This is a genomic window from Streptomyces sp. TLI_171 (assembly GCF_003610255.1).
Classification (GTDB): Bacteria; Actinomycetota; Actinomycetes; order Streptomycetales; family Streptomycetaceae; genus Kitasatospora.
Map to the genome: position 1 here is coordinate 7,569,566 of NZ_RAPS01000001.1, position 24,130 is coordinate 7,593,695.

Consider the following 24,130-nt stretch of genomic DNA (forward strand, 5'->3'; position numbering starts at 1 on the left):
AATGATCGCCGAATGCTCCCGTACGTGTACCGAGTGACCAAGTACGACCCGGCGGACCGCAACGAGCACGGCCACTACACCGGCCCCGAGGACCCGGTCAGCGACCACGGCCCGGTCGAAGCCGCCTACCTGGCCGCCGTCGGCGCGTTCGCGGCCGCCTCCGGCGTCCGGGAGCTGGAGCTCCGCGAGCCGCAGCTGCCTGCCGCAACGGTGCACTTCGGGCTGGAGCCGGTGATCGACGGGTTCGGGCTGGACGGGCTGCTGCCCGGCGGCGCGGCCGGGCTGTACGACGGCGTGCGGGTGCCGCTCGCGGTCGGGCAGGAACTCGTCCGGGCGATGCTGCGCGACCACGGCGTCTGGTGCCGGCTGGAGGACGGCGAACGGTTCTTCGTCCACATCGGGTGGGACCAGTACCTGTACGTCGGCAGCCACCTCCCGTGCGAGGAAGCCGTCGCCCGCACCGCCGCGCTCGGACTGTTCCCGGAGCGGATCGACGCCTCCCCCTACCACCCGGACTACGACGAACCCGGCGAGCAGCGACCCGCCGACGACACCTTCTGGGCCCGGCTGCGCTGGTGCGTCGAGCAGGGCGAGGCCGCGCTGCTGGAGGAGATGTACGCCCACAACGCCAGCCGCTGGCACCGGCTCACCGGCGGCGCGATCGACACCGTCCGGGCCGCGCTCGCGCCGCGCGCACTGCTCGCCGGGTGGCCCGAACCCCGCACCGACCTCGCGCAGGTGACGGCCGAACTCGCCGCACGGCCCGCCGACGACACGGTCGAACTCGTGCTGGAACACCCCGACGGGCGGATCACCGCCACCGTCGGCGAGGCCGCCGAACTCGCCGCCCTCCCACCGGCCCGGGCCGCCGCCGTGCTGTCCATCTACACCGACGAGCGCCACCCGCTGCTCACCGCCGCCCTCCCCGACGCCGACGGCGTGCTGCGAGCCCGCTGGCGCACCGACCCCACCCCCGGTGACGCGCACTGGGCCCGGCTGCGCGCCCTGCGGGTCGGTGACCCGGTGCGGGCGACCGTCCTCGACGCGACCACCGCCGCGCTCGACGGGCTGCCCGGGCTGGCCGCGCTGCTGCGCGGCGCCGTCGCCGCCGCGCCCGGCGAGCGGATCGGCGCCCGGGTGGTCGAGGTCGACCTGATCCGCGAACGGCTCGTCCTCAGCCCGGTCGGCCGAAACTGACGGGTCATCGATCCGCACCGAGGGAGCCACCGATGACCAGCACCGCCGCCCACGTCGCCCGGCCCGCGCTCGTCCTCGGGCCGCACACCGTCGACGCCGCGCGGATCAGCGCGGACATCCTCGCCCGCAACCCCGACCATCCCCAGCGCGAGGCGATCCGCAGAGCGCTCGGGAACCTGCCCGGCACCCGCCGCTACCTCGCGCCCTACGAGCAGATCGTCGGCGAGCGCAGCACCGTCCAGCGCAAGGACGACACCTTCGACGCCGTCCGCCGGGCCGCCCGCGACGCCGTCACCGCGGCCCTCGCCGACACCGGCCTCGCCCCCGGCGACATCGACTGCGTGGTCGTCTCCAGCGCCACCGCGGACAAGGTGCCCGGCCTCGCCGTGCACCTGCTCAACGACCTCGGGCTCCGCCCCGACGTGCGGATCCGCAGCATGACCCAGGCGGCCTGCGCGGGCGGGGCGCTGGCGCTGGTCATGGCCGAGAACCACCTCGCCCGGTACCCGGAGCACACCGTCCTGGTACTGGTCGGCGAGTTCCTCTCCGCGATGTACCAGGACAGCGCCCGCTCCCTGGAGGACCAGATCTACAAGGCGCTGTGGGGCGACCTGGTCGCCGCCACCGTGGTCGCCGCCCGCCCGCTGGGCAGCGCGCCCACCCTGCGGATCGACCACACCTGGGAGTACACCCTGCCGCACACCGTCGAGCGCTACCGGAAGCTCACCGACGAACGCGGCGACCACTTCTCCTCCACCCGCGACTCGCTGCGCTCCGTCACCGACCTCGCCCCCGCGCTGCTGGACTGGCTCGGCCGGCACGCCGACGGGCCCCTCGACTTCGGGATCCTGCACCCCGGCGGGCCCGCCATCCTCACCCGGCTGGCCAAAGTGCTGGGCGTGGACGAGGAGTTCGTCCGCCACTCCCGCGACGTGCTGGCCCAGGAGGGCAACCTCGGCGGCGCCACCGTCTTATCCGTCCTCCACCGCACCTACCGCACCCCGCCCCGCCCGGGCCACCAGGGACTGGTCCTCGGCCTCGGCCCGGGCGTCAGCACCGCCGCCCTGCTGGTGACCTGGAGCGGGTGAGGCGGCGGCTCACAGGGTGGTGAAGTACCCGCCGAGCAGGCGGGCGTCCGGACTGTCGGGCGGCAGGTCGCCGTGGGTGGCGAGGATCTCGGCGGCGTAGCGCTCGGCGTCGTCCTGCGGGTGGTAGCCGAGGGCGCGGGCCGGGGCGAGGTCCCACCAGGCGCGGGTGTTGGCGCTGATGGCGTTGACCACGGTGTGGCCGACGTCGGGGGCGGTGAGGGCGGCGTGGACCAGGCGGGCGCAGTCGGCGGGGCTGAGCCAGGTGGCGAGCATCCGGGGGGAGCGGGGCTCGGGGAAGCAGGAGCCGATGCGCAGCGACACGGTCTCGATGCCGTGCTTGTCGTGGTACAGCGAGGCGAGGGATTCGCCGAAGACCTTGGACAGGCCGTAGTAGGTGTCGGGCCGGGGCGGGACGTCGACGCCGATGGGCAGGTCGCCGTCCAGCGGGGTGTAGCCGACGGCGTGGTTGGAGCTGGCGAAGACCACCCGGCGCACTCCTTCCGCGCGGACCGCCTCGTACAGCTGGTAGGTGCCGTCGATGTTGCTGTGCAGGATGTTGGCGAAGGTGTCCTCCAGCGAGATCCCGCCGAGGTGCACCACCGCGTCCACGCCGCGCACCGCCTCCCGGACGGCCTCGGCGTCGCGCAGGTCGAAGGCCAGCGCGTCCGGTGCGCCGTCGACGGGCTTGAGGTCCGCCAGCCGCAGCCGGTAGCCGTACGGGGGCAGCAGCTCGCGGAGCATGGTGCCGATGCCGCCGGCCGCGCCGGTGAGCAGAACGAGTGTCATGACACCTCCACGGTGTGGGACTTGATGTAGTCCAGGTCGAAATCGTCGCCCAGGCCGGGGCGTTCGGGGAAGGCCACCACGCCGCGGTGGTCGATCGCGTCGACGGCCGAGCCCAGGTGCGGGGGCAGCAGGTCGAAGTCCACCAGCGGGTGCAGCAGGCCGCGTTCGTACCAGCGGGCGTTCAGGGTGGCGCCGAGCAGGGCGAGGTTGCCGGAGCCGTTGCCGTGCACCTCGCAGTCCAGGTTGAACGCCTCGGCGAGGTGCAGGGTGCGCACGGCGGGGGTGATGCCGCCGACGTCGGTGGTGCCGGTGCGCAGGATGTCGCAGGCGCCGCCCGCGGCCCACTCGGCGCGGGTGAAGTTCTTGCCCCAGGAGGTCTCGGGGCCGATCACCGGGATCTCCAACTGCTCGGCCAGCCAGCGGTAGGAGGACACCGACGCCTCCTCCATCGGCTCCTCCAGCCAGTAGAAGCCGAGCTCCTGGAGCGCCCGTCCGAGGCGCAGCGCCTCGGTGCGCGCGTACCAGTGGTTGGCGTCCAGCATCAGTTCGACGTCCGGGCCGACGGCCTCGCGCACCGCGGTGCAGGCCGCGATGTCGAGGGCCACGCTGGGCGCGCCCGCGACCGGCGGCATCCAGGTGTGCAGCTTGATCGCCCGGTAGCCCTGCTCGACCAGCCGGACCGCGAACGCGGCGTAGTCGGCGGGCGTGGCCAGGCCGCCGGGCAGCTCGTCGCCGCACATGGTGGAGGCGTACGCGGGGACCTCGCGGCGGGCTCCGCCGAGCAGCCGCCACACCGGCTGGCCGAGCCGGTGGCCGGCCAGGTCCCAGAGCGCCAGGTCGACGAAGCACAGCGCCCGGTCCGTCAAGGAGCCGCCCGCGCCGCGCTGGCGGCGGCCCAACGAGGTCCACAGGCGCTCGCGCTCCAGCGGGTCCTGGCCGAGCAGCGCGGGTCGCACGTACCTGTCCAGCACGTGCGGGCGCAGGTGGTCGGGCTGCACCAGGACCCGGCCGGCGACGCCGTCGGCGTCGGTGACGGTGAGCAGCGCCTCCCGCACCTGGTGCGGCTCGGCGGGGTGCCGGTGGCCGTGCGGGTCGACGGCGGTGCGGGCGACGGTGGTGAAGAAGGAGACCTCGACGGACTCGATGGCTGCCATCGCGGGTCAGCCGTTCTTCGCCTTGTAGTCGGCCTGCGCCTTGGTGAAGGCGTCGGCCAGTGACTTGGCGAAGTCGGCGGCCGACATCTTGCCGAGCAGCACCTTCTGGAAGTTCGGCTCCGCATCGGTCTTGGTGATCTTCGAGTACTGCGGGAGGTAGACCGGCGGCTGGACCAGCTTGCCGCTGTTCAGCGCGTCGCCGGCCCGCTTGGTGATGCCGGACTCGGCGTACCAGGCGTCGGCGTAGGCCTCGGTGTTGGCGGGGATCTGGCCGACGTTCTCGTTCCAGTACGAGTTGGCCCGGTGCGAGTCGAGGTACTCCAGGAAGGTCCAGGCGGCGTCCTGGTGCTTGGAGTTCTTGAACACCCCGAAGCCGTCGACGGGGTTGGCGAGGGTCGCGGTGCCGTCCGGGCCGGCGGGCAGCAGCATGCCGGCCGCCTTGTCGCCGAGCGCGGTCTTCACGTCCTTGGTGGAGCCCAGGTTGTGATGGACCATCATCACCTGGTTGGCCTGGAACTGGGCGAGCATCTGCGGGTAGGCGTTGGAGACGTCGGCCTCCGGGGTGGTGGCCTTGTACTGGGCGGCGATCCTGGCGATCAGTTCGACGTTCTTCGGGTCGTCGACGGTGGACTTCCCGCTCGCGTCGAACATCGCGGTCAGCCCGGAGTAGGCGTAGGCCTCGGCGAGCACCTGGAAGCCGGAGCCGGCGCCGCCGCGGAGGGTGAAGCCGTACTGGTTCCTGGACCTGTCGGTGAGCTTGGCGGCGGCGGCGAACAGCTCGTCCCAGGTCTTCGGGACCTCGACGCCGGCCTCCTTGAACTTGTCGGCGCGGTACCAGATCACGTCCTGGTTGCCGGAGGACGGCAGCTGGTACAGGCCCTTGCCGCCCGCGGCGGCCTTGGACGTCTCCAGCATCGCGTTCGACAACTTGCCGTTCAGCGGGCTCTTGGCGAGGCGGTCGTCCAGCGGCACGAGGGCCTTCTGCGCGGTGAGCGAGGCGAGCAGGGCGGTGGTGACGCCGCCGAGGTCCGGAGTGGAGCCGGAGGCGATCGCGGTGTTGTACTTCTCGGCGACCTCGGAGCTGGTGACGCCGACGTACTTGACCTCGATCTCGGGGTGGGCCTTCTCGAACTCGTCGATCAGGTGCTGGAACAGCGGGGTGCGGGCGGGCCCGGCGTTGTTGTCCCAGAAGGTGATGACGGTCGTCTTCGCCGCGTCGCCGGAACCGGAGCCGGAACTGCAGGCGGTGAGCAGGCCGAGCGCGGCGAGAGCCGCGGCGGCGGTGCGCAGGGTGCGGGCCATGGGTGGGAGTCCTGTCTGTGACGGGTGGGGGGAGCTCGGGTGAGGGGGCGTCAGCCCTTGACGGCGCCGGCGCTCATGCCCTGGACCAGGTACTTCTGCACGAAGGCGAACACCAGCACGACGGGCACGGCGGCGACCACGCCGCCCGCGGCCAGGGCGCCGAAGTCGACGGTGTTCTCGCCGATGGTGGTCTGCAGGCCGACCGGGACGGTCTGCAGCTCGGGGTCGTTGAGGAACATCAGCGCGAACAGGAAGTTGTTCCAGCTGCCGATGAAGGCGAACGAGCCGACCGCGACGATGCCCGGGCGCAGCAGCGGCAGCACCACGGCGAGGAAGGCCCGCAGTCGCCCGCAGCCGTCCACCATCGCGGACTCCTCCAGCTCCACCGGCACGTTCTTCACGAAACCGCTCATCAGGATCATGGCGAGCGGGAGTTGGAAGACCGTCTCGGCGATGACCAGGCTCCACCGGGTGTCGATCAGCTGCAGGGTCCGGAAGATGTTGAACAGCGGGATCAGCATCATCGCGCCGGGCACGAACTGGGTGCACAGCAGCGCCAGCATGAACACCCGGCGGCCGCGGAAGGAGAACCTGGCCAGCGCGTAACCGCCCATCAGGGCGAAGCAGGTGACGGACACCAGGGTCAGCACCGCGATCAGCACGCTGTTGGTGAAGTAGGTGCGGAAGCCCATGCCGTTCCACACCGTGTCGAAGTGCTCGAAGGTGACCGGCCAGGGTACCAGCGAGGTGGAGCCGGCCGGGCGGAGCGCGAACAGCAGCATCCAGTAGAACGGCACCAGGGTGAACATCAGGTACAGCCCGAGCGGCAGGAACAGGCGCAGCAGGCGGCCGCCGCCCTCGCGGGCGGGGACGGTGCGCCGGGCCCGGGCGGGCAGGCGGACGGCGTGGGTGGTCACGGGTCGGCTCTCCGGGAGGGGCGGGTGGGTGGTCATCGCCGAGGCTTCGGGTCCTGGCCGCCGAACCGGCTGAGCCGCAGGTACAGCACCGAGCAGAACAGCAGCAGCACGAAGGCGGCCGTGGTCAGTGCCGAGCCGTAGCCGAAGTCGTAGGACTTGCGCGCCAGTTGGGCGACGTACAGCGGGAGTCCGGTGGTCGCGCCGGCCGGGCCGCCGTTGGTCAGCGTGTACAGCAGGTCGACGTTGTTGAACTCCCACACCGCGCGCAGCAGGGTGGCCAGCACGATCGCGTCCCGCAGGTGCGGCAGCGTCACGTGCAGGAAGCTGCGCACCCGGCCCGCGCCGTCGATCGCCGCGGCCTCGTACAGGTCCTTCGGCACGGACTGCAGGTCGGCGAGGATGAGGATGGCGAAGAACGGCACGCCGCGCCAGAGTTCGGCGACCACCGCGGCCGGGAAGACCGTGTCGGGGTTGCCGAGCACCGAGGTGCCGGCGCTGCCGACGCCGAGTTCCGAGAGGTGGTGGAAGACGCCGGTGGCGGGGTTGTACAGCAGCATCCAGATGCCGGTGGTGAGCACGCCGGAGACCGCCCAGGGCGAGAACACCAGCGCCCTGGCCACCGCCCGGCCGAGGAAGGTCTCGTTCACGATCAGGGCGAGCACCAGGCCGAGCAGCAGTTGCAGTCCGACCTCGGCGGCCACCCACTTCGCGGAGAACGCCAGGCTGTGCCAGAACTGCTGGTCGCCGAACATCCGGGTGAAGTTGTCCAGGCCGACGAACGCGTCGTCGTAGGGCTCGTTCACCACCCGGTGCTGCAGCGCGTAGTAGCCGACGCTGCCGAGCGGCACCAGCAGGAAGCCGATCAGCAGCAGGACGGTCGGGGCGATCAGTGCGTACGGGGTGAGCGCGCGGGGGCGTCGGGCGAGTCGGGCGAGCGCCACGGGGAGCACCCCTCCTTCTATGTTCATGGACGCCGTTCACATGTGTGGACACCCTAAGGAGGGCTTGATGGGGCGTCAACCCCCTTGCAGGGCAACAGTTTCGATTCGCGTTCACAGATGTGTACTGCGGTCAGCATCATGTATAACGCTGCTGTGGCGCCGGTTCGGCGCCGACCCGACCCGCCGCCCCCTCCCGTCGCCCCGTCAGGAGAACCCCCGTGCCCGACGCACCCGCCCGCCTGCGCGACCGCCTCGACGGCCTGCTGTTCTTCCCCGTCACCGCCTTCACCGCCGACGGCCGCCTCGACCTCGCGGCCTTCCGCGCCCACGTCCGCGCCCGCCTCGACGACGGCGCCGCCGCCGTGTTCGCCGCCTGCGGCACCGGCGAGTACCACGCCCTGGACCTCGACGAGTACTCCGCCGTGGTCGCCGCCGCCGTCGAGGAGACCGCCGGCGCCGTCCCCGTGGTCGCCGGCGTCGGCCACGGCACCGCCCTCGCCCTGGACTTCCTCCGCCGCGCCGAACGCGCCGGCGCCGACGGCGTCCTCGCCCTGCCGCCCTACCTGGTCAAGCCCTCCCAGCAGGGCCTGCTGCGGCACTACACGGCCCTCTCCGAAGCCACCGACCTCGGCGTCATCGTCTACGCCCGCGACAACGCCGTCCTCGAACCCGACACCGTCGCCGCCCTCGCCGCCGTCGACAACGTCATCGGACTCAAGGACGGCATCGGCGACCTCGACCTGATGCAACGCGTCATCAGCGCCGTCCGCACCACCCACCCCGGCCTGGACTTCCGCTACTTCAACGGCCTGCCCACCGCCGAACTCACCGGCCTCGCTTACCGCGGACTCGGCGTCACCCTCTACTCCTCCGCCGTCTTCTGCTTCGCCCCCGACCTCGCCCTGGCCTTCCACAAGGCCCTCGCCGGCGGCGACGACGAGCAGGCCAACCGCCTCCTCGACGGCTTCTTCCGTCCCCTGGTCGAACTCCGCAACCAGGGCAGCGGCTACGCCGTGTCGCTGGTCAAGGCCGGCGTCCGACTCGGCGGCCTCGACGTCGGCGCCGTCCGCGCCCCGCTCGCCGAACCCGACCCCGAACACGTCACCGCGCTCGCCGAGCTGATCGCCCACGGCCGCACCCTGATCTGACCCGCCCACCCCGCGCCCGGCCGTGACGGCCGGGCGCCCGGCCCGCCAGGAGACCCCGTGCGCGCCTCCGCCTTCCTCTACCCGTGGGACGTGGCCGGTGACCCCGCCGCCCCCGAGCTGCTCGCCGGACTCGGACTCCGCCGGGCCACCCTGGCCGCCGCCTACCACTCCACCCGCGCCCTGACCCCCGCCACCCCGCCCGACGGATCGTCACCGCCCCGCACGCCGCCGCCTACTACCCCGCCTCCGCCGACCACTGGCGCGGCCGGACGCTGCGCCCGTACGCCCAGCACTGGCTGCCCGGCGCCGACCCCTACGGCGAGGCCGCCGACGCGCTCACCGCCGCTGGCATCGAGGTGCACTCCTGGGTGGTGCTCGCCCACAACTCCCGCCTCGGCGAGGAGAACCCGCGCTGCGCCGTGCAGAACGCGTACGGCGAGCGCTACCCGTGGGCGCTGTGCATCGCCCAGGAGGAGGTCGCCGACTACTGCGCCGCGCTCGCCGCCGAAGCCGCCGTCCGCCCCGGCGCCAGCGGCACCGAACTCGAGTCCTGCGGCTGGTACGGCCTCGCCCACCTGCACGCGCACGACAAGATCGGCGGCGTCCCGCTCGGCCCCGCCGGGCAGTTCCTGATGTCGCTGTGCTTCTGCCCCGCCTGCCGCACCGGCTACGGGCCCACCGCCGAACCGCTGCGCGAAGCCGTCCGCGCCGCCCTCGAACCGCTCTGGCGCGGCGCGCCCGAACCGGCCGCCGCCGACGAGTGGCAGGCGGTCGAACGGCTGCTGGGCGCCGAACTCGCCGCCGCCGCCCGCACCCACCGCCTGGCCGCCGCCCACCGGCTGCAGGTCGCCGCCGTCGCCGCCGTCCGCGCCGCCGCGCCGCCCGGCTTCCGGATCCTGCTGCACGGAGACCCGGTGCCGCACCGCAGCGGCCCCAACCCCGGCGTCGAGGCCGACCGGGTGCTCGGCCACGCGGACGGGCTGGTCGTCCCGCACCAGCTGCTGCCGCTCGCGCTGCCGCACCGCCGGCCCGGCACCGTCCTGGCCGCCAACCTGCCCGTGGTGGCCGGCCTCGGTGGCCGGGCGCCGCAGCCCGTCCCCGAGGCGGACGAACTGCGGCTCTACCACGCTGGCCTGGCCTCCGACGCCGACCTGCGCGCCGTCCGCGCGTTGCTGACCGGCCGTCAGGCCCACGGCCGCCAGCCGTCGGCGCCCGTCAGGTAGCTCTCCCGGGTGTGCAGCGCGGCCTGCGCGGCCGTCAGCTGCGGCCGGTTCGCGGGCACCGGGACGGCCGCGCCCGCGCCGGTGTTCGCGTACTCGGCGAAGCGCTGCTGCTGCCACGGGTACCCGGAGGACATGTTCGCGTACGGGGCGGTCGCGTTGATGCCCGCCCCGATCACCGACCGGAGGACCGTCAGCATCGGCCACGCGGTGGTGTCGCTGCTGGGCACCCACGGCCGGGCCAGGCAGAACGCGCCCGCCGCCGCGGTGGTGGTGAACGTGCACTGCGAGGCCAGGAAGCCGCGCGGGTTCGCCCGGGCGGTGCTCGGCGCGAACACGAAGCCCAGCGGGGCGGAGGCCAGGTCGGTGCGGTTCAGCGTGCGCAGCTCGCACCGGTCGAACACGGCGGTGGCCCGCCCGAACACGAAGTCCACGTCGCCGGCCACGTAGCACTGCCCGTAGTACTGCCGGGCGACGGCGGCGAGCGAGGCCGAGTCGGCGTACAGCGTGTCCTGGTGGCCCAGCAGCCGGCAGCGCAGGAAGGCGGTGCGGTCGCCGGCGGCCTTCACCGCCACCGCCTGGGTGCCCGTCCAGCCCGGGTGGTCGGCGCGCAGCCAGTCGTTGGCGACGGTCAGGTCCACGGCCGTGAAGCCGTCGGCGAGCACGGTGAGCGTGGCGCTGCCGCTGGTGCCGTACGTGCCGCCGCCGGGCTTCGCGGTGCCCGCGGCGTTGTCGAACACCAGCACCGTGTCCTTGGCGCTGCCGGTCGCGCCCAGCACGGTCAGGAACCGCCGGTCGGCGGGCACCAGCACCGTCTCGCGGTACGTCCCAGCGGCCAGCACCAGCGTCCAGCCGGCCGCGGCGGAGGCGACGGCCGGCGTGGCGGTGACCGCCGCCCGGACCGTCCGGTGGTCGCCGCCGCCGGCCGGATCGACGTACAGCGTCCGGGAGTCGAGCCGGGCGGCGGGCGAGCCGTAGCGGCCGAACCGGGCGGTGTCCGCGGCGGCGGGGGAGGCGGCGAGGGCGGCGCGGAGACCGCCGAGGACGGTGGCGGCGGCGGAGAACAGGACGGTGCGGCGGCTGGGCATGACGGCTCCTCCTGGGCTGGGGTCAGGACCGGAGCGGGCCCCGGCGGGGGTGTCGCCGGGGCCCGCGGGGGGTGAGGATCAGAGGTGGCCGACGCCCGCGCCCGCCCGGACCTTCGCCGGGACGGCGTTCGCCGCGTCGAGGCCGGTGCGCAGGGTCGGCGTCCAACCGGCGCTGGTCCCCAGCGTCTTGGCGGAGTTCGCGGCGTTCCAGGCGGCGATCAGGTCCGTGCCGGCGCCGTTCACGGAGTTGCCGCTCGCGGTCAGCGCCGTGCCGCCCCAGTTGTAGAGCACCTTGGAGGCCGCGACGCCGGACGGCAGCGCGAAGTAGTTGTTCTGCGCCACGATCTGCGAGGACTTGCCGACGCCGATGCTGTACTCGTACTCCGCAGCGCCCGGCACGTAGTAGTTGTTGTACGTGTCCACCTGGCCGAAGCGCACCCGCGGCGCGCGCTGCACGGTGTTCTGCCACAGGTTGTGGTGGAAGGTCACCCGCAGGTGACCCGCGTCGGTGGCGGAGGCGCTGTCGCTGTTGCCGATCAGGTTGGTCTTGTCGTGGTCCTTGAACACGTTCCACGAGGCGGTGACGTAGTCCGCGCCCTTGACCACGTCCAGCAGGCCGTCGTGGACCTCGTACAGCCGCCCGAAGTAGCTCGGCAGGCTGGAGTCCGGGACCGCGCCGTCGGAGAAGGTGTTGTGGTCGACCCAGACGTGGGTGGCGCCGTAGACCGTCATCGCGTCGTACTCGGAGTTCCAGTTGCCGGTGGAGCCGTCGGTCGGGTCCCACTGCGGGAAGCAGTCCGCCGCGTTCTCGAAGGACAGGTTGCGGACGATCACGTTGTCGACGTTCTTCACCACCAGGCCGCCGCCGCGCAGCGTGCCGCCGTTGACGCCGATCAGCGTGGTGTTGGCGCCCACGTTGATCTGCACCTTGTCGGCCTGCAGCTTCTGCGAGGCGGCGCGGGCGTCCTCCAGGGCGCCCGAGGGCACCGTGGAGGTGCCCCACACCTTCGGGTCGTAGGCGGCCAGGTAGGAGCTCAGCGAGTAGCCGCCGGTCGCGTACGCCGAGCAGTTCAGGTGCTTGTCGGAGTCGTCGGTGTTGAGGTCGATCACGCCGGAGATGTAGATGATCTTGGCGGTGGCGTTCGAGCCGTTGCTGGAGTTCTTGCCGCCGAGCGCCGCCACCAGCTGGGCGCGGGTGGAGACGGTGACGGTGTGCGCGGCATCGGCCTTCGACCCGCCGGTGGTCCCGGTGGTGGCCGAGGCCCAACCGTCCTTGGCGGCCAGCACGCCGTGGCCGAGGTCGGCCGCGTGGGCGGGGACGCAGGCGAGCGAGCCGCACATGGCGGCGGTGGCGAACAGCGGTCCGGCGACGCGGACGGCACGGGGCAGACGCATGGCGAGGCTCCTCGTCGAGCTGTCGGGGTGGGGGTGCATGCGCGCAGTGCGGGACCGACCGGCCGGGGCGACGGGCCCCTGTCCGCGTTCGAAAGCTTTCGCGATGTTCACAACCGTGGACGCCGGTCGCATCCATGGCCGGACGATAGGGAGCGCGACGCGACCGTGTCAAGGCGTCCGGCGCCGGACACGACGGCGCCCCGCACGTCCGGTGCGGGGCGCCGAAAGGTACATGACGAGGCGTCGGCGAATCCGTCGGCCCGCCTCGGGGCCGCCGGACCGGCCGGGGTCAGAGGTGTCGGGTGGCCAGTGTCAGCCGGTCCCGGGCGTCGAACAGCGCGTCCCGGATGGTCTGCTCGCGGCCCGGGGTCAGCCGCGCCACCGGCACCGACACCGACACCGCGTCCCGGGCCGGCGTGCGGTACGGGATCGCCACGCCGAAGCAGCGCAGCCCCAGCGTGTTCTCCTCCCGGTCCACCGCGTACCCGCGCGCCCGCACCTCGGCCAGCTCCCGGATCAGCTCCTCGCGGTCGGTGTGGGTGTGCTCGGTCAGCGGCTCCAGCCGCTCCGGCAGCAGCCGCCGCACCGCGTCGTCGCCCAGGGTGGCCAGCAGCGCCTTCCCGTGCGAGGTCGAGTACGCCGGCAGCCGGCGTCCGATCCGGGTGAACGGCCGCAGGCTGTGCTGCGACTGACGGGTCGCCAGGTACACCACGTTCGCCCCGTCCAGCCGGGCCAGGTGGATGGTCTCCCCGGTGTCCTCCGCCAGCAGGTCCAGCGTGGGCCGGGCCGCCAGCACCACCGCGTCCCCGTCGATGTACGAGCTGCCGACCAGCAGGGCCCGCACCCCGATGCCGTACCGGGTGCCGGTCGCGTCCGTCTCCACCCAGCCCAGCTCGGCCAGCGTCCGCAGCAGCATGTACAGGCTCGACTTCGGGTAGCCGGTCTGCTCCTGAACCTCCGCCAGGCTGTGCATCCCGGGGCGGCCCGCGAAGTACTCCAGCAGCTCCACCGTCCGCACGGCGGACTTCACCTGGGCGCCCTGGGCGCTGCTCTGGCTGGCAGCGCCGTGGGCGGCATTGGTCGGCGAGGGCATCCTTGACCCCTTCTGTCACGCGGCGTATCGTCCCGCGAGGTTCAAATAGTTGTCTGGCGTTCAGCATACTGAACAGATGAGGGTTGGCGGGCCGTCGGCCCCCAACGGTCGACCCGCACGCCGCCGTGCAGCGGACGCTACCCGACCCGCCACCCCGCGAGGAGGCCCGTGCCCATGACCACCGCCGCCCCCGTCCCCAGCGTCGATCCGCGCACCGGCGCCGTCCGCGCCCAGGTCGCCCGCGAAGCCACCCCCGCCGAGGTCGACCGCGCCGTCACCGCCGCCGTCGCCGCGCTGCCCGCCCTCGCCGACCGCACCCGGCGGGCCGCCCTGCTGCGCGCCGCCGCCGACCGGCTGGACGCCGCCCGCCCCGAGATCCTCGCCGCCGCCGACGCCGAGACCGCCCTCGGCGAGGCCCGACTCACCGGCGAACTCGCCCGCACCACCTACCAGTTGCGGACCTTCGCCGAGCTGGTCGAGGACGGCCGGTACCTCGACGTGCGGATCGACCGCGCCGACCCCGCACTCGGCCGCCCCGACCTGCGGCGCACCAAGACCCCGCTCGGCGCGGTCGCCGTGTTCGCCGCCTCCAACTTCCCGCTCGCCTTCAGCGTTCCCGGCGGCGACACCGCCAGCGCGCTCGCCGCCGGCTGCCCCGTCGTCGTCAAGGCCCACCCCGCCCACCCCGCCACCGGCGAACTCTGCGCCCGGCTGATCCGCGAAGCCGCCGCCTCCGTCGGACTCCCGGCCGCCGTCCTCACCCTGCTGCACGGCTTCGAGGCCGGCCCCGCTCTGGTCCGGCACCCCCTGATCTCCGCCGTCGGCTTCACCGGCTCCCTGCGCGGCGGCCGCCACCTGCACGACCTCGCCGCCGCCCGCCCGCGTCCCATCCCCTTCCACGGCGAACTCGGCAGCCTCAACCCGGTGATCGTCACCGACCGGGCCGCCGCCCGGCGCGGCGAGGAGATCGGCGCCGGCCTCGCCGCCTCCTTCACCCTCGGCCAGGGCCAGTTCTGCACCAAGCCCGGCCTGGTGCTCGTCCCCGCGGACTCCGCGGCGCTCGAGAAGGCCGTCGTCGCGGCCGCCGCCCAGGCGCCCGGCGGGGCGCTGCTCGACCCGCGGATCCGGGAGGCGTTCCTCGCGGGCGCGGCGGCCCGGGCGGCACTGCCGGGAGTCGAGGTGCTGCTGCCCGCCGCGCCCGGCGGAGCCGCCCCGCTGGCGGTCCGCCCCGGGATCCTCGCGGTCTCCGCCGCCCAGCTGCACGAGGAGCTGCTGGAGGAGTGCTTCGGCCCGCTCACCGTGCTGGTCCGCTACCGCTCAGGCGCCGAACTGGACGGTGTGCTGGACCGGTTGGGCGGCAACCTGACCGCCACCCTGCACCTCGGCGACGACGAGCCGCCGGCCGAGGCCCGCGCCCTGCTCGACCGCCTCGGCGCGCTCGCCGGCCGGATCATCCTCAACGGCTGGCCCACCGGCGTCGCCGTCGCCCCCGCCATGCACCACGGCGGCCCCTACCCCGCCGCCACCTCCACCGGCACCTCGGTCGGCACCGCCGCCATCGACCGCTGGCTCCGCCCGGTCGCCTACCAGGACGTTCCGCACGACCTCCTCCCGCCGGAGCTGCGCGACTGACGGCCCGTCAAGGCGGTGGTGGCGAAATGGATGCGGCGGCCCTCGGACAAACCCTCCGGCAGGTGCTCGGGAATTCCTCGACTCGCCTTCGAGAGAATCGGCACGGCCGCTGCCTTCGACATGCCTGCGGGGTTGCTTTCGCCCCGTTCGGGCAGCCGGCGAAATCCGTGCTGAATATCGCGGAAGCATGAAAGTCGGGTTGGGGGCCAAGGCGCTGCTGCCGGCCCGCGCCCGGGCGGCGACCCCCGTCACGGTGGTGTTCGACGCCGGGGCGACCAACCAGCAGTTCACCGTCCCCCCGGGCGTCACCCGGATCGACTTCACCGCCATCGGCGCGGCGGGCGGCGGCTACGTGGAATCGCTGTGGCCCTACACGCAGGCCCCGAACTCCGGCGGCGCCGGGGTGGCGCACCTCAGGCTCACCACCGACGGAAACCTGCAGTACGTCACCGGCACCCGGATCCGGTGGTCCTCGAACACCGCCCCGGTCCCCGGCCGGCCCTCCGCCGTCCAGCTCAAACTGCAGACCGACGGGAACCTCGCCCTCTACGGCGCCGACGGCCGCTACCGGTGGGACGCCGAGGTCGCCCCCGTCTGCCCGTAGCGCCCCGCACCCGGCCCGCGGAGCCGCTCCCCGGCCGGGCGGCGTCGGGTGGCAGGATGCCCGGATGGACGAGATCACCGCGGCCGCCGCGCGGCTGCTGGGCACCGGGCTGTCCGAAGCCGTCGACCTCGGCGGCAGCCGACGCACCACCGTGCTGCGCTGCCGCACCGAGGACGGCGGCACCGTCGTCGTCAAGGCGTACACCGGAGGGCCGGACGCCCTGCGCAGCTTCACCGCCGAGGCCGCCGGACTCACCCTCGGGCTGGCCGGGCCGCCGCTGCTCGCGGTCGACCCCGAGATGCCGCTCCTGGTCCTGGGGGACCTCGGCACCGCCCCCACCCTCGCCGACCTGCTGCTCGGCGCGGACCCGCAGGCCGCGGAGGCGGGCCTGCTGGCCTGGGCCCGCGGACTCGGCCGGCTGGCGGCCGCCTCGGTCGACCGGATGCCCGAACTCGCAGCCCTGTGGCAGCGGTTCGACCGCGGGATGCCGACCTGGGCGGAGCAGCCGTGGATCACGGACAACGCCGTCCGGTTCCCCGACACGCTCGCCACGGCCGGCATCGCCCTCCCCGCCGGGCTGGCGGACGAACTGGCCGGCATCGGCACCGCCGGCGGCGAGTCGTACCCGGCCTTCACGCCCGGGGACACCTGCCCCGACAACAACCTGCTCACCGCGGACGGCCTGCGGCTGCTCGACTTCGAGGCCGCCTGCTTCCAGTCGGTCTTCCTCACCGCGGCGTACTGCCGGATGCCGTTCTCCTCCTGCTGGTGCGTCTTCGCCCTCCCGCCCGGCCTGGCCCGGCGGATCGAGGACGCCTACCGCGCCGAGGTGGTCCCGGCCTTTCCGGCCCTCGCCGACGACACGCGCTGGGAGAGCGGGATCCGCGACGCCGTCGCCGTCTGGACGATCGACGCCACCGTGCGACTGCTGCCCCGCACCGCCGAGGACGGCCCGCTGCACCCCACCCGCCGCCCCGTCCCGACCCGGCGTCAACTGCTGCGCCACCGCTGGGAACAGGCCGCCCGGCTGGACGGAGTCCCGGCCCTCGCCGAGACCTTCGCCCGACTGCTGGACCAGGTCGCCGCGCCGTGGCACGTCGACCCGCTGCCCGGCTACCCCGCCTTCCGCACCCGAGAACCCTGCAACCCGCTCGCCATGCTCAGGTCCTGACGCATGGCGTGGCGTACGGTCCTCGCCAAGCACCGGCAGGTGAGGGCCCGTCGTCGAGGGTGGGGCGTCGGCGGCCGTCGGGCGTGCGATCACGATGGCCCGCGGTGGAACTGCGGTGGGCCGGTGCTGCGTTGGAGTTGCTGGAGAGAGGGGTCCGGTGAGGAAGACGCGTCAGCGCGATCGGGACATGCAGGGGCCGCAGTCGCCGTGGGACGAGATCGTGCCCGGGCTCTGGATGGGCGGCCACTACTGGACCGATCCGGCGGGAGAGCTCCAACCCGTCGTGGTGGGCAGCGAGTTCGACCTGGTGGTCAGCCTGTACAGCCGGGCAGGGCACGGTCCGGAGGCCGGCGTCGAAGAGCTGGTCGCCGAGGTCCCCGACGGGCCGCTGACCTCCGACCAGCTCGGTGCGGTCCAGCAGGTCGCGCTCGCCGCAGCCCGGGCCGTCGGCGAGGGACGCACCACGCTGGTCCGCTGCCACTCCGGCTACAACCGCTCCGGGCTGGTGGTGGCCCAGGCACTCGTCCACCTCGGCCAGGAAGCCGAGGAGGCGATCCGGCTCGTCCAGCGGCAGCGGTCGCCGTGGGCGCTGAACAACGACACCTTCCGGGACTACCTGCGCTCGGGACTGGAGATCGCCCGGCTGCTGACCGGACTGCACGGCTGACCCGGGGCACGGTCGGTCGTCGTGACAACCGTCATGCCGAAGCGGTGCAAGGCCGCACTTCTGCACGGGATCTGACGACTCCTAAGGTGAGGACCATGACGAACACGGGGAACGCCGAGGACAGCGAGCGCACCGACGTCCGGATCAGCCTCATCGGAGGCACCCGGTTGGAGGGGCAGGAGATCCACAGCCGCACGCTCACCGCCTCGCTGGTCGGCGGCGCGGACATCGACCTCACCGACGTCGAGATCCCGGACGGCGCCGAGCTGCGCATCACCAAGCTGAGCCTGGTCGGCGGCGTCCACCTGCGGGTCCGGCCGGAGGTCAAGGTCGTCGTGACGGGCATCCGGCTGGGCGGCGTCAGCGACGACGGGCCGACCGTGCCGAACGGGCCGACCGTGCACGTCGCGGCGTGGGGTCTGGTCGGCGGCGTGCGGGTGGACCGCGACTGAGCCGGGCTCCCCGGAAACCGGGGCGGGGTACAGGACCGGGCGGTGGGCCGATAGGGTGACTGCCGCCAGACGAGTTATCGAGAAACAAAGGGGAGGCCCCCGTGGCTGACATCGAGGCGGCACGGACGGCGTTCGCGCGCTTGGACGTCGACGGTGATGGACGCGTGACGGCGAGCGAGTACAAGTCGGTCATGGCGCAGCTGGGCGACTTCCACGTCACCGAGACGGTCGCCCAGGCGATCATCAACGCCAAGGACGCCAACGGCGACGGCCGCCTGTCCTTCGAGGAGTTCTGGGCGTCCATCTCCAAGTGACCCACCCGCAGGGCCCCGGCACCCGCTGCCCCTGCCCCACGCCCGCCCGCACCCGGCCCCACCGGCCCCGCGCGGCGGGCGTCGGCGTACCTCACCGCCTGGGCCCTGCACGTGTGGCGGTCGGTGCGCGACGAGCCGAGGCCGGCCGGGTTCTGAGCGGCGGCCGGGCTCAGCCGACGCGGGCCGGCCAGGACCGGTAGTGGGTGGCGAACGGCTCGGCGCTGTCGCGCAGAGCGGTGGTCAGCCACCGAGCGGCGTGGTCGGCGTGGGCGAGAACGTGCGGGGGGTAGGCGTAGCGAGTGCGGTGCTCGGCGAACTCGTCGTGGTCGAGGACCTGGACGGAGCCGTCGTTGCGGGCGCGGCAGACGTCCAGGTCGAGGTCGACCATGGTCACCTCTTGCGGGGTCGGCCAGCTGGACGCGGTGGTGACGTCGCAGTAGACGTCCAGGTGGGCGGGCGGCCCCTGGAAGAGGGCGGTCCACCAGGCGTTGCGAGGGACGAGCATGACGCGAGGCTCCCGCGTGGTGTAGACGGCGGGCCGGTCGCCCTTTCCGTAGACCGTGCCGATCGGGGCGCCGAGCCAGACTCCGTGCGCGTCCTCGCCGAGGTGCCGCATGGTGTGGTGCCAGTGCAAGGCGCCGTCGAACTTGCGCACCACGAACCGGACTTCTGTGTCAACCATGGGCGGAGGCTATGCGGCGAAGCGGGTGCGGAGGAAGGCGGCGGCCTGGGCGTTGGCGGTGCGGGCGGCGGCGAGGGGGCCGGTCATGGTGAAGAAGCCGTGGGCCATGCCGGGGTAGCGGGTGAGTTCGACGGGTACGCCGGCTGCGGTGAGGCGGGCCGCGTAGGCCTCCGCCTGGTCGCGCAGCGGGTCGTACTCGGCGGTGAGGACCAGGGCCGGGGGAGACCGGTCAGGTCCGGGGCGCGCAGGGGGAGGCCAGGGGGTGGGCGGCGGCCTCGGGGGTGGGGAGGTAGTGGCGGCGGTACCAGGCGACGGAGTGGTGGTTGAACAGCCACGGGTCGGTGTTCTCGCGCAGCGAGGGGTCGTCGGCCAGCTGGTCGGTGTTGGGGTAGATCAGTAGCTGGGCCGCCAGCGGCAGGTCACGGGCGAGCAGCGTGACGGCCGCCGCCAGGTTGCCGCCCGCGCTGTCGCCGCCGACCGCCAGCCGGGCCGGGTCCACGTCCAACTCCTCGGCGTGGCCGGCGACCCAGCGCAGCGCGGCGTGGCAGTCGTGCACCGCCGCCGGGAACGGGTGCTCGGGCGCCAGCCGGTAGCCGACGGACACCACCAGGCAGCCGGCCGCCGCGGCGAGGTCTCGGCAGAGCGCGTCGGCGGTGTCGATGCTGCCGAGCGTCCACCCGCCGCCGAAGTAGTACAGCAGCGCGGGAAGCGACCGTCCGGCACTGGGTCGGTAGAGCCGGACCGGCAGCTCGCCACCCGGGCCCGGCAGGTGACGGTCGGTCACCTCGTGCAGGGTGCGGGGCGGGGCGGCATCGGCCCGGATCGCGGCCAGGTCGGCCGCCCGGGCCTGCTCCACGGTCAGCGTGTACAGCGGCGCCGCGCCGGTGCGGGCGCGTTCGGCGCGCAGAGCGCGGAGGTGGGGGTGCAGAGGCATCGCAGCAGGCTCCGAGAGGTGGAGGGGACGGGAGGTGGAGGGGACGGGAGGGCAGCGGGGCGGACGGTTGGGGGGCCAAGAGGGGGGCGGAGGAGGGCGACGGGCAGAGCGGGGCGGGGCGAGGGGTCAGGTGGGGGGTTCCGGCCAGTGGTGGAGGGTGGCTCGGAAGGTGGAGGCGCCGGCCAGGGCGACGGCGGCTCGGTAGCCGGGTGGGGCGGGGAGGTCGAGGACGCGGTAGGCGAGGGACCAGGCGTCGTCCGGGTGGGTGGGGGCGCCGGTCGGGGTGTGGAGCAGGGGAATGCGCAGGCCCTGGGTGAGGCGGCCACCGTGGGCCTTGACCAGGGCTTCCTTGCGGGCCCACAGGCGGGCGAAGCGTTCGGCCCGGCGGTCCGGGTCGGTGGCGGCGCGGACGAAGCGGACCTCCTCGGGCGGGAAGTGGCGTTCTGCCAGCGCGGTGGCGAGCCGCTCCGGCAGGACCCGCTGGATGTCGACCCCGACCGCGCGGGTGGCCGATACTGCGACCAGGGCGAGGTCGTCGGAGTGCGAGAGGTTCACCTCCGCGCCGGTGTGTCGGCCGGTCAGCTCCGGTTTGCCGTGCGGGCCGTGCCGCCACCGGAGCTCGGCCGGCACGACGCCGAGGCACCCGGCGACGATGTGCCGGGTCGCGCCGTGCGCCAGCACGAAACGCCGCCGGTCCACGGCCGAGCGGTAGCCGGCGGCGCGGGCCCGCTCGTCCTGGTCCAGCACCGCGAGCAGGCCGGCGACGGCGGGGGCGGGCAGCTCGTCGGGCACCAGCCAGAGCCGGACCGTGTCGGGACCGGGCGCGCGGTCGACGGACGGCCGGGTCATGCGCGGTCGGCGAGCAGCCGGGCCAGGCGGCGCACGCCCTCCTCGATCTGCGCGGGCTCCAGCGCGCTGCAGGACAGCCGCAGCGCGCGGCGCCCGCCGTCGCCGGAGTGGAAGAAGGACATCGGTGTCCACAGCACCCCGTAGTCGCGGCCGGACACCTCCAGCAGCGCCTCGTCCGCGTCCACCGGCACCTCGACCACGACGAAGAACCCGCCGTCCGGCGCGTTCCACCGGACGTCCGGCCGGTCGGCGAAGGAGTGCTGCAGGGCGGCCAGCAGGGTGCGCAGGCCGTGGCGGTAGAACGCGGCCTTCTGCTTGACGGCCGTCCGCAGGCTGCAGCCGGACTCCAGCAGGAACCCGCCGACCAGGGCCTGCGCGATCGGCGAGCTGTTCACGGTGAGCAGGCTCTTCACGGTCGACAGCTGTTCGGCGAGCAGGGTGCGGGCGCCCCGACGGTCCGTCACCCGCTGGTCGGCGACCAGGAAGCCGATCCTCGCGCCGGGGAAGCAGGTCTTGGCGAACGAGCCCAGGTAGAGCACCCGCCGGTCGGTGTCCAGCGCCTTCAGCGAGGACCCCGGCCGCCCGTCGAGCCCGAACAGACCGTACGGGTCGTCCTCCAGCACCAGCAGGTCCGCCTCGGCCGCGACCTCCAGCAGTCGCCGCCGGGCCGCGGGCGGCAGCGAGACGCCCGACGGGTTGGCGAAGTCCGGCACCAGGTACAGCGCGCGGGGTCGGCGGCCGGATGCCCGCACGGCCCGCGCCACCGCCAGGACCTGTTCCGGGTCGAGGCCGCTCGCCGTCTCCGGTACCGGGACCACCTCGATGCCCAGCAGCCGGGCCGCGCCCGTGAAGCCGACGTAGCACGGGTCCACCGCGAGCACCACGTCCTCGGGGCCGGCGCACAGGCCGCGCAGCGCCACCACCATCGCCTCCTGGGCGCCCGAGGTCACCATCACCGCCTCGGGCGGCACCTCGACGCCCTCGTCCTTCGCCAGCATCCGCGCGATCAGCTCGCCCAGGTGGCCGTTGGTCCGCCCGTACTGCAGCAGGTGGCGGTCCCGCTGCGCGGCGTCCAGCCCGAGCCGCTCCAGGTGGGCCAGGTAGGTGTCCAGGTAGCGGGGCAGGTCGGCGGCGGAGTGGAAGCCCTCGTAGGGGCGGCCTGCCGCCAGCGAGACGGCGTCCGGGAAGCGCGCCGCGACCTCGTTCAGGAAGTTCATCGACGCCGAGGCCGGGTCGGACACCGACACGTGCAGGTCGGCGAGGGCGAGTTCCATCGTCAACTCCCGTTCGCAGGAAGCACGGTGACCGCCGAGCGGTCGACTGCGGACAGCGCCGGCCGGCCCGCCAGCGCCATGGTGTGGGCGAGTTCCCCGGTGGCCAGGCCCAGCACCCCGGCCACCCCGGCCGCGCCCCCGGCCGCCAGCCCCCAGAGCACGGGACGGCCCAGCAGCACCGCCCGGGCGCCCAGCGCGAGCGCCGCGAACGCGTCGCCGCCGCTGCGCACCCCGCCGTCGAACAGCACCGGGCAGGCCCCGCCGACCGCGTCCACCACCTCCGCCAGCGCGTCCAGCGCGGCCGCCGCACCGTCCAGTTGGCGGCCGCCGTGGTTGGACACCAGCACCGCGTCCACGCCGTGCTCGACGGCCAGCGCCGCGTCCTGCGCCGTCAGAACGCCCTTCAGCACCAGCGGCAGTTCGCTGCGCGCGCGCAGCCAGGCCAGGTCGGCCCAGGTCACCGACGGGTCGACGGCCTCCGCGGTGTGCACCGCGAGCGCGGAGCGGCCCGCGCCCGGGCGGTGGGCGGACGCCATCAGCGCCGGGTCGACGTTGACCGCGGCGACGCCCGGCGGGATCGCGAAACCGTTGCGGGCGTCACGGTGCCGGCGACCCAACTGCGGGGCGTCCACGGTCAGTACCAGCGCCCGGTAGCCCGCCGCGGCGGCCCGGTCGACCAGACCCGCGAGGACGTCGCGCCGGCGCAGCCAGTACAGCTGCAGCCAGCGCGGTGCGGTGGACAGGGCCGCGATCTCCTCCAGCGTGCGGCTGGCGAACACGCTCACCACGTACAGCGCGCCGGCCGCCGAGGCGCCCCGGGCGGTCGCCGACTCGCCGTCGGGATGCGCCAGCCGGTGGTACGCGGTGGGCGCCACGCCGATCGGGGTGGCCAGCCGGGCGCCCAGCAGCTCCGTCGTGGTGTCGACGGCGGAGACGTCGACCAGGACGCGTGGCCGCAGCACCACCCGGTCGAACGCCCGGCGGTTGGCCGCCAGGGTGCGTTCGCCGCCGGCGCCGCCCTCGATGAAGTCGGTCACCTCGGAGGGGAGTCGGCGGTGAGCGAGGACCCGGTAGTCGTCGAGGCGGAGGACGGCCGCGGCGTCGCCGGGTTCGGCGCGGAGGAGCTGCGACGAGCCGGCGGGGCGGGACGCCGAAGCGGGGACGGGACGATCGTCCTGCGGCGACGGGGCCGCCTCCGGGAGGGGGGTCATCGGGGCGGCTCGCCGTCGCCGGGTGCGCCCGCGAGTTCCCACCAGCCGGAGGTGGCCGGGTGGGTCGGGTCGGGGTGCGGGGGTGGCTGGACCGGGCGGGGGAGGGGTTCGCCGGGGCAAGCGTCGCCGAAGAGGAGGGCGACGCCGCGGCTGGTGGCGGGGACGGGGGCGGGGAGACCGGGGTCGTAGGGCAGCCAGTGCTGTTCGACCACCAGGAGCAGGGCGCGGCGCAGGCCGCCCGAGCGGGCGTAGGCCTCCAGCAGCCGCAGGGCCGTGGTCCCGGTGGGCGCGTCCTCGTCGGTGACGGCGAGGGCGAGTGGGCGGCCCGGGCAGAGGTGGCCGAGCCAGCAGGCGGTGGCCCGGCCGGGGGCGAGGTCGGGGACGGCGTGGGCGAGCACCAGCAGGTCGACCTGTTCGCCGGCGGGGACGGCGGCCCGGAACAGCGCCTCGGCCATCTCGCCGTACGACTGGCCCTGGCAGCCCGTCAGGTCCCGCTCGGCGAGCGGGAGTCCGTACGGGGCCAGCAGATCGGTCAGGTAGCGGTGCAGGCGTTCGGCGTGGACGGGGTCGGCGGCCAGCGCGGCGGGGGCGGGGAACGCCAGCCGGGCGGCGCGGCGCAGACCCCAGGTGTCCAGGTGGGCGTCGGCGGGTGGGAGGAGGGTGCGGACGGTCACTCGTCCGCCAGCAGGTTCGCGGCGACGTAGTCGGCGAGCGAGCCCACCGTCTCGAAGTTCTCGCGGCCGAGGTCCTCGACGCTGATCTCCAGGCCCAGTTGCTCCTCCAGTTCGAGGACGAGCTCCAGGCCGGTGGTGGAGTTGACGCCGAGCGCGGACATCAGGGCGGTGTCGGCACTCGCGCCGGTCACCTCGCGCTTGAGCACCTTCGGGAGCAACGCGCAGACGGAGTAGACCAGTTGGGCGCGCAGCGCGGGGTCGGCGGGGGAGAGGGACATGCGGGTCCGGTCCTTCGGATGGAGGGTGGAGGGTGGAGGGAGGCGGGCAGGGCGGGAGG

General features: G+C 74.1%; 25 protein-coding genes and 1 pseudogene. 10 read left to right on the forward strand and 16 right to left on the reverse strand.

Annotated features, from left to right (window positions below; all coding sequences use genetic code 11):
- The first annotated feature begins 12 nt into the window (after nucleotides 1-12).
- Both BX266_RS33815 and BX266_RS33820 read left to right on the forward strand, forming a co-directional pair.
- Nucleotides 13-1,197: an RNA-binding protein gene (locus BX266_RS33815; protein WP_099906223.1), complete on the forward strand. Its 1,185-nt coding sequence runs from the start codon at nucleotides 13-15 to the stop codon at nucleotides 1,195-1,197.
- A gap of 32 nt (nucleotides 1,198-1,229) precedes the next feature.
- Nucleotides 1,230-2,285: a 3-oxoacyl-[acyl-carrier-protein] synthase III C-terminal domain-containing protein gene (locus tag BX266_RS33820; protein WP_099906225.1), complete on the forward strand. Its 1,056-nt coding sequence runs from the start codon at nucleotides 1,230-1,232 to the stop codon at nucleotides 2,283-2,285.
- A gap of 9 nt (nucleotides 2,286-2,294) precedes the next feature.
- On the opposite strand, the gene BX266_RS33825 is transcribed toward BX266_RS33820, so the two are convergent.
- The 5 genes from BX266_RS33825 to BX266_RS33845 all read right to left on the reverse strand — a co-directional run bounded on the left by BX266_RS33825 (nucleotide 2,295) and on the right by BX266_RS33845 (nucleotide 7,412).
- On the reverse strand, nucleotides 2,295-3,071 hold the full coding sequence (locus tag BX266_RS33825) for an NAD(P)-dependent oxidoreductase (RefSeq protein ID WP_099906227.1): 777 nt from the start codon (nucleotides 3,069-3,071) through the stop codon (nucleotides 2,295-2,297).
- On the reverse strand, nucleotides 3,068-4,225 hold the full coding sequence (locus BX266_RS33830) for an enolase C-terminal domain-like protein (protein ID WP_099906229.1): 1,158 nt from the start codon (nucleotides 4,223-4,225) through the stop codon (nucleotides 3,068-3,070). The genes BX266_RS33825 and BX266_RS33830 overlap by 4 nt, the downstream gene beginning before the upstream one ends.
- A gap of 6 nt (nucleotides 4,226-4,231) precedes the next feature.
- A complete protein-coding gene (locus BX266_RS33835; RefSeq protein WP_099906231.1) occupies nucleotides 4,232-5,527 on the reverse strand; it encodes a sugar ABC transporter substrate-binding protein in 1,296 nt (431 codons plus the stop codon).
- 50 nt (nucleotides 5,528-5,577) lie between these two features.
- On the reverse strand, nucleotides 5,578-6,336 hold the full coding sequence (locus tag BX266_RS33840; RefSeq protein ID WP_259465196.1) for a carbohydrate ABC transporter permease: 759 nt from the start codon (nucleotides 6,334-6,336) through the stop codon (nucleotides 5,578-5,580).
- Between the two features lie 140 nt (nucleotides 6,337-6,476).
- On the reverse strand, nucleotides 6,477-7,412 hold the full coding sequence (locus tag BX266_RS33845; RefSeq protein WP_099906235.1) for a carbohydrate ABC transporter permease: 936 nt from the start codon (nucleotides 7,410-7,412) through the stop codon (nucleotides 6,477-6,479).
- 191 nt (nucleotides 7,413-7,603) lie between these two features.
- Between BX266_RS33845 and BX266_RS33850 the strand changes: the two genes are divergently transcribed.
- Together BX266_RS33850 and BX266_RS33855 are read left to right on the forward strand one after the other, a co-directional pair.
- The gene (locus BX266_RS33850; protein ID WP_099906237.1) at nucleotides 7,604-8,533 is read left to right on the forward strand and encodes a 5-dehydro-4-deoxyglucarate dehydratase; all 930 of its coding nucleotides are present in this window, start codon (nucleotides 7,604-7,606) and stop codon (nucleotides 8,531-8,533) included.
- A gap of 57 nt (nucleotides 8,534-8,590) precedes the next feature.
- A pseudogene (locus tag BX266_RS33855) lies at nucleotides 8,591-9,756 on the forward strand (hypothetical protein).
- Here BX266_RS33855 and BX266_RS33860 read toward each other — a convergent pair.
- The 3 genes from BX266_RS33860 to BX266_RS33870 all read right to left on the reverse strand — a co-directional run bounded on the left by BX266_RS33860 (nucleotide 9,717) and on the right by BX266_RS33870 (nucleotide 13,329).
- A complete protein-coding gene (locus BX266_RS33860) occupies nucleotides 9,717-10,841 on the reverse strand; it encodes a pectinesterase family protein (protein ID WP_099906241.1) in 1,125 nt (374 codons plus the stop codon). The pseudogene BX266_RS33855 and the gene BX266_RS33860 sit on opposite strands and share 40 nt — an antisense overlap.
- A 78-nt stretch (nucleotides 10,842-10,919) precedes the next feature.
- Nucleotides 10,920-12,236: a polysaccharide lyase family 1 protein gene (locus tag BX266_RS33865; protein ID WP_099906243.1), complete on the reverse strand. Its 1,317-nt coding sequence runs from the start codon at nucleotides 12,234-12,236 to the stop codon at nucleotides 10,920-10,922.
- Nucleotides 12,237-12,525: 289 nt separating this feature from the next.
- Nucleotides 12,526-13,329, reverse strand: a complete 804-nt coding sequence (locus BX266_RS33870; RefSeq protein WP_099906245.1) for an IclR family transcriptional regulator — start codon at nucleotides 13,327-13,329, stop codon at nucleotides 12,526-12,528.
- Between the two features lie 174 nt (nucleotides 13,330-13,503).
- Between BX266_RS33870 and BX266_RS33875 the strand changes: the two genes are divergently transcribed.
- The 6 genes from BX266_RS33875 (at nucleotide 13,504) to BX266_RS33900 (ending at nucleotide 18,169) form a co-directional block, all read left to right on the forward strand.
- Complete coding sequence (locus BX266_RS33875; protein ID WP_099906247.1) at nucleotides 13,504-14,961, forward strand: aldehyde dehydrogenase (NADP(+)); 1,458 nt, start codon at nucleotides 13,504-13,506, stop codon at nucleotides 14,959-14,961.
- A 187-nt stretch (nucleotides 14,962-15,148) separates the two neighbouring features.
- Entirely contained in the window at nucleotides 15,149-15,565 is a 417-nt protein-coding gene (locus BX266_RS33880; protein WP_099906249.1) for a hypothetical protein, read from the forward strand.
- A gap of 64 nt (nucleotides 15,566-15,629) precedes the next feature.
- Nucleotides 15,630-16,736, forward strand: coding sequence for a hypothetical protein (locus tag BX266_RS33885; RefSeq protein ID WP_099906251.1), 1,107 nt, complete (start codon nucleotides 15,630-15,632; stop codon nucleotides 16,734-16,736).
- A 187-nt stretch (nucleotides 16,737-16,923) separates the two neighbouring features.
- Entirely contained in the window at nucleotides 16,924-17,403 is a 480-nt protein-coding gene (locus tag BX266_RS33890; protein ID WP_099906253.1) for a dual specificity protein phosphatase family protein, read from the forward strand.
- Between the two features lie 95 nt (nucleotides 17,404-17,498).
- Complete coding sequence (locus BX266_RS33895) at nucleotides 17,499-17,855, forward strand: hypothetical protein (RefSeq protein ID WP_099906254.1); 357 nt, start codon at nucleotides 17,499-17,501, stop codon at nucleotides 17,853-17,855.
- A 101-nt stretch (nucleotides 17,856-17,956) separates the two neighbouring features.
- On the forward strand, nucleotides 17,957-18,169 hold the full coding sequence (locus tag BX266_RS33900) for an EF-hand domain-containing protein (RefSeq protein WP_099906256.1): 213 nt from the start codon (nucleotides 17,957-17,959) through the stop codon (nucleotides 18,167-18,169).
- Nucleotides 18,170-18,338: 169 nt separating this feature from the next.
- Here the strand turns inward: BX266_RS33900 and BX266_RS33905 are convergent, their stop codons facing one another.
- From BX266_RS33905 to BX266_RS33935, 8 genes are all read right to left on the reverse strand, one after another.
- Nucleotides 18,339-18,851: a DUF402 domain-containing protein gene (locus BX266_RS33905; protein WP_259464985.1), complete on the reverse strand. Its 513-nt coding sequence runs from the start codon at nucleotides 18,849-18,851 to the stop codon at nucleotides 18,339-18,341.
- A gap of 9 nt (nucleotides 18,852-18,860) precedes the next feature.
- Nucleotides 18,861-19,064 carry an alpha/beta hydrolase fold domain-containing protein gene (locus BX266_RS40400; protein WP_310794846.1) on the reverse strand — a complete coding sequence of 68 codons (204 nt, stop codon included), beginning with the start codon at nucleotides 19,062-19,064 and terminating at the stop codon, nucleotides 18,861-18,863.
- 16 nt (nucleotides 19,065-19,080) lie between these two features.
- Nucleotides 19,081-19,785, reverse strand: a complete 705-nt coding sequence (locus BX266_RS33910) for an alpha/beta hydrolase (RefSeq protein WP_259464986.1) — start codon at nucleotides 19,783-19,785, stop codon at nucleotides 19,081-19,083.
- Nucleotides 19,786-19,911: 126 nt separating this feature from the next.
- A complete protein-coding gene (locus BX266_RS33915; RefSeq protein WP_099906262.1) occupies nucleotides 19,912-20,634 on the reverse strand; it encodes a 4'-phosphopantetheinyl transferase superfamily protein in 723 nt (240 codons plus the stop codon).
- Nucleotides 20,631-21,908 (reverse strand): PLP-dependent aminotransferase family protein, encoded by a 1,278-nt coding sequence (locus BX266_RS33920; RefSeq protein WP_099906264.1) that lies wholly within the window; start codon nucleotides 21,906-21,908, stop codon nucleotides 20,631-20,633. Before BX266_RS33920 ends, BX266_RS33915 begins: the two co-directional genes overlap by 4 nt.
- 2 nt (nucleotides 21,909-21,910) lie before the next feature.
- Nucleotides 21,911-23,119 (reverse strand): alpha-hydroxy acid oxidase, encoded by a 1,209-nt coding sequence (locus tag BX266_RS33925; protein ID WP_099906266.1) that lies wholly within the window; start codon nucleotides 23,117-23,119, stop codon nucleotides 21,911-21,913.
- Nucleotides 23,116-23,793 carry a hypothetical protein gene (locus BX266_RS33930; RefSeq protein WP_099906268.1) on the reverse strand — a complete coding sequence of 226 codons (678 nt, stop codon included), beginning with the start codon at nucleotides 23,791-23,793 and terminating at the stop codon, nucleotides 23,116-23,118. The genes BX266_RS33925 and BX266_RS33930 overlap by 4 nt, the downstream gene beginning before the upstream one ends.
- Complete coding sequence (locus tag BX266_RS33935; protein WP_099906270.1) at nucleotides 23,790-24,071, reverse strand: phosphopantetheine-binding protein; 282 nt, start codon at nucleotides 24,069-24,071, stop codon at nucleotides 23,790-23,792. Before BX266_RS33935 ends, BX266_RS33930 begins: the two co-directional genes overlap by 4 nt.
- Nucleotides 24,072-24,130: the final 59 nt, after the last annotated feature.

Bases quoted from the DNA above. Each gene is read 5' to 3' on its own strand.
- BX266_RS33835 (WP_099906231.1), bottom strand. From the start codon at position 5,527: ATGGCCCGCACCCTGCGCACCGCCGCCGCGGCTCTCGCCGCGCTCGGC.
- BX266_RS33870 (WP_099906245.1), bottom strand. From the start codon at position 13,329: ATGCCCTCGCCGACCAATGCCGCCCACGGCGCTGCCAGCCAGAGCAGC.
- BX266_RS33905 (WP_259464985.1), bottom strand. From the start codon at position 18,851: ATGGTTGACACAGAAGTCCGGTTCGTGGTGCGCAAGTTCGACGGCGCC.
- BX266_RS33845 (WP_099906235.1), bottom strand. From the start codon at position 7,412: ATGAACATAGAAGGAGGGGTGCTCCCCGTGGCGCTCGCCCGACTCGCC.
- BX266_RS33935 (WP_099906270.1), bottom strand. From the start codon at position 24,071: ATGTCCCTCTCCCCCGCCGACCCCGCGCTGCGCGCCCAACTGGTCTAC.
- BX266_RS33865 (WP_099906243.1), bottom strand. From the start codon at position 12,236: ATGCGTCTGCCCCGTGCCGTCCGCGTCGCCGGACCGCTGTTCGCCACC.
- BX266_RS33815 (WP_099906223.1), top strand. From the start codon at position 13: ATGCTCCCGTACGTGTACCGAGTGACCAAGTACGACCCGGCGGACCGC.
- BX266_RS33825 (WP_099906227.1), bottom strand. From the start codon at position 3,071: ATGACACTCGTTCTGCTCACCGGCGCGGCCGGCGGCATCGGCACCATG.
- BX266_RS33920 (WP_099906264.1), bottom strand. From the start codon at position 21,908: ATGGAACTCGCCCTCGCCGACCTGCACGTGTCGGTGTCCGACCCGGCC.
- BX266_RS33880 (WP_099906249.1), top strand. From the start codon at position 15,149: ATGAAAGTCGGGTTGGGGGCCAAGGCGCTGCTGCCGGCCCGCGCCCGG.
- BX266_RS33885 (WP_099906251.1), top strand. From the start codon at position 15,630: ATGGACGAGATCACCGCGGCCGCCGCGCGGCTGCTGGGCACCGGGCTG.
- BX266_RS33820 (WP_099906225.1), top strand. From the start codon at position 1,230: ATGACCAGCACCGCCGCCCACGTCGCCCGGCCCGCGCTCGTCCTCGGG.
- BX266_RS33910 (WP_259464986.1), bottom strand. From the start codon at position 19,785: ATGCCTCTGCACCCCCACCTCCGCGCTCTGCGCGCCGAACGCGCCCGC.
- BX266_RS33915 (WP_099906262.1), bottom strand. From the start codon at position 20,634: ATGACCCGGCCGTCCGTCGACCGCGCGCCCGGTCCCGACACGGTCCGG.
- BX266_RS33830 (WP_099906229.1), bottom strand. From the start codon at position 4,225: ATGGCAGCCATCGAGTCCGTCGAGGTCTCCTTCTTCACCACCGTCGCC.
- BX266_RS33875 (WP_099906247.1), top strand. From the start codon at position 13,504: ATGACCACCGCCGCCCCCGTCCCCAGCGTCGATCCGCGCACCGGCGCC.
- BX266_RS33840 (WP_259465196.1), bottom strand. From the start codon at position 6,336: ATGTTCACCCTGGTGCCGTTCTACTGGATGCTGCTGTTCGCGCTCCGC.
- BX266_RS33895 (WP_099906254.1), top strand. From the start codon at position 17,499: ATGACGAACACGGGGAACGCCGAGGACAGCGAGCGCACCGACGTCCGG.
- BX266_RS33890 (WP_099906253.1), top strand. From the start codon at position 16,924: ATGCAGGGGCCGCAGTCGCCGTGGGACGAGATCGTGCCCGGGCTCTGG.
- BX266_RS33860 (WP_099906241.1), bottom strand. From the start codon at position 10,841: ATGCCCAGCCGCCGCACCGTCCTGTTCTCCGCCGCCGCCACCGTCCTC.
- BX266_RS33925 (WP_099906266.1), bottom strand. From the start codon at position 23,119: ATGACCCCCCTCCCGGAGGCGGCCCCGTCGCCGCAGGACGATCGTCCC.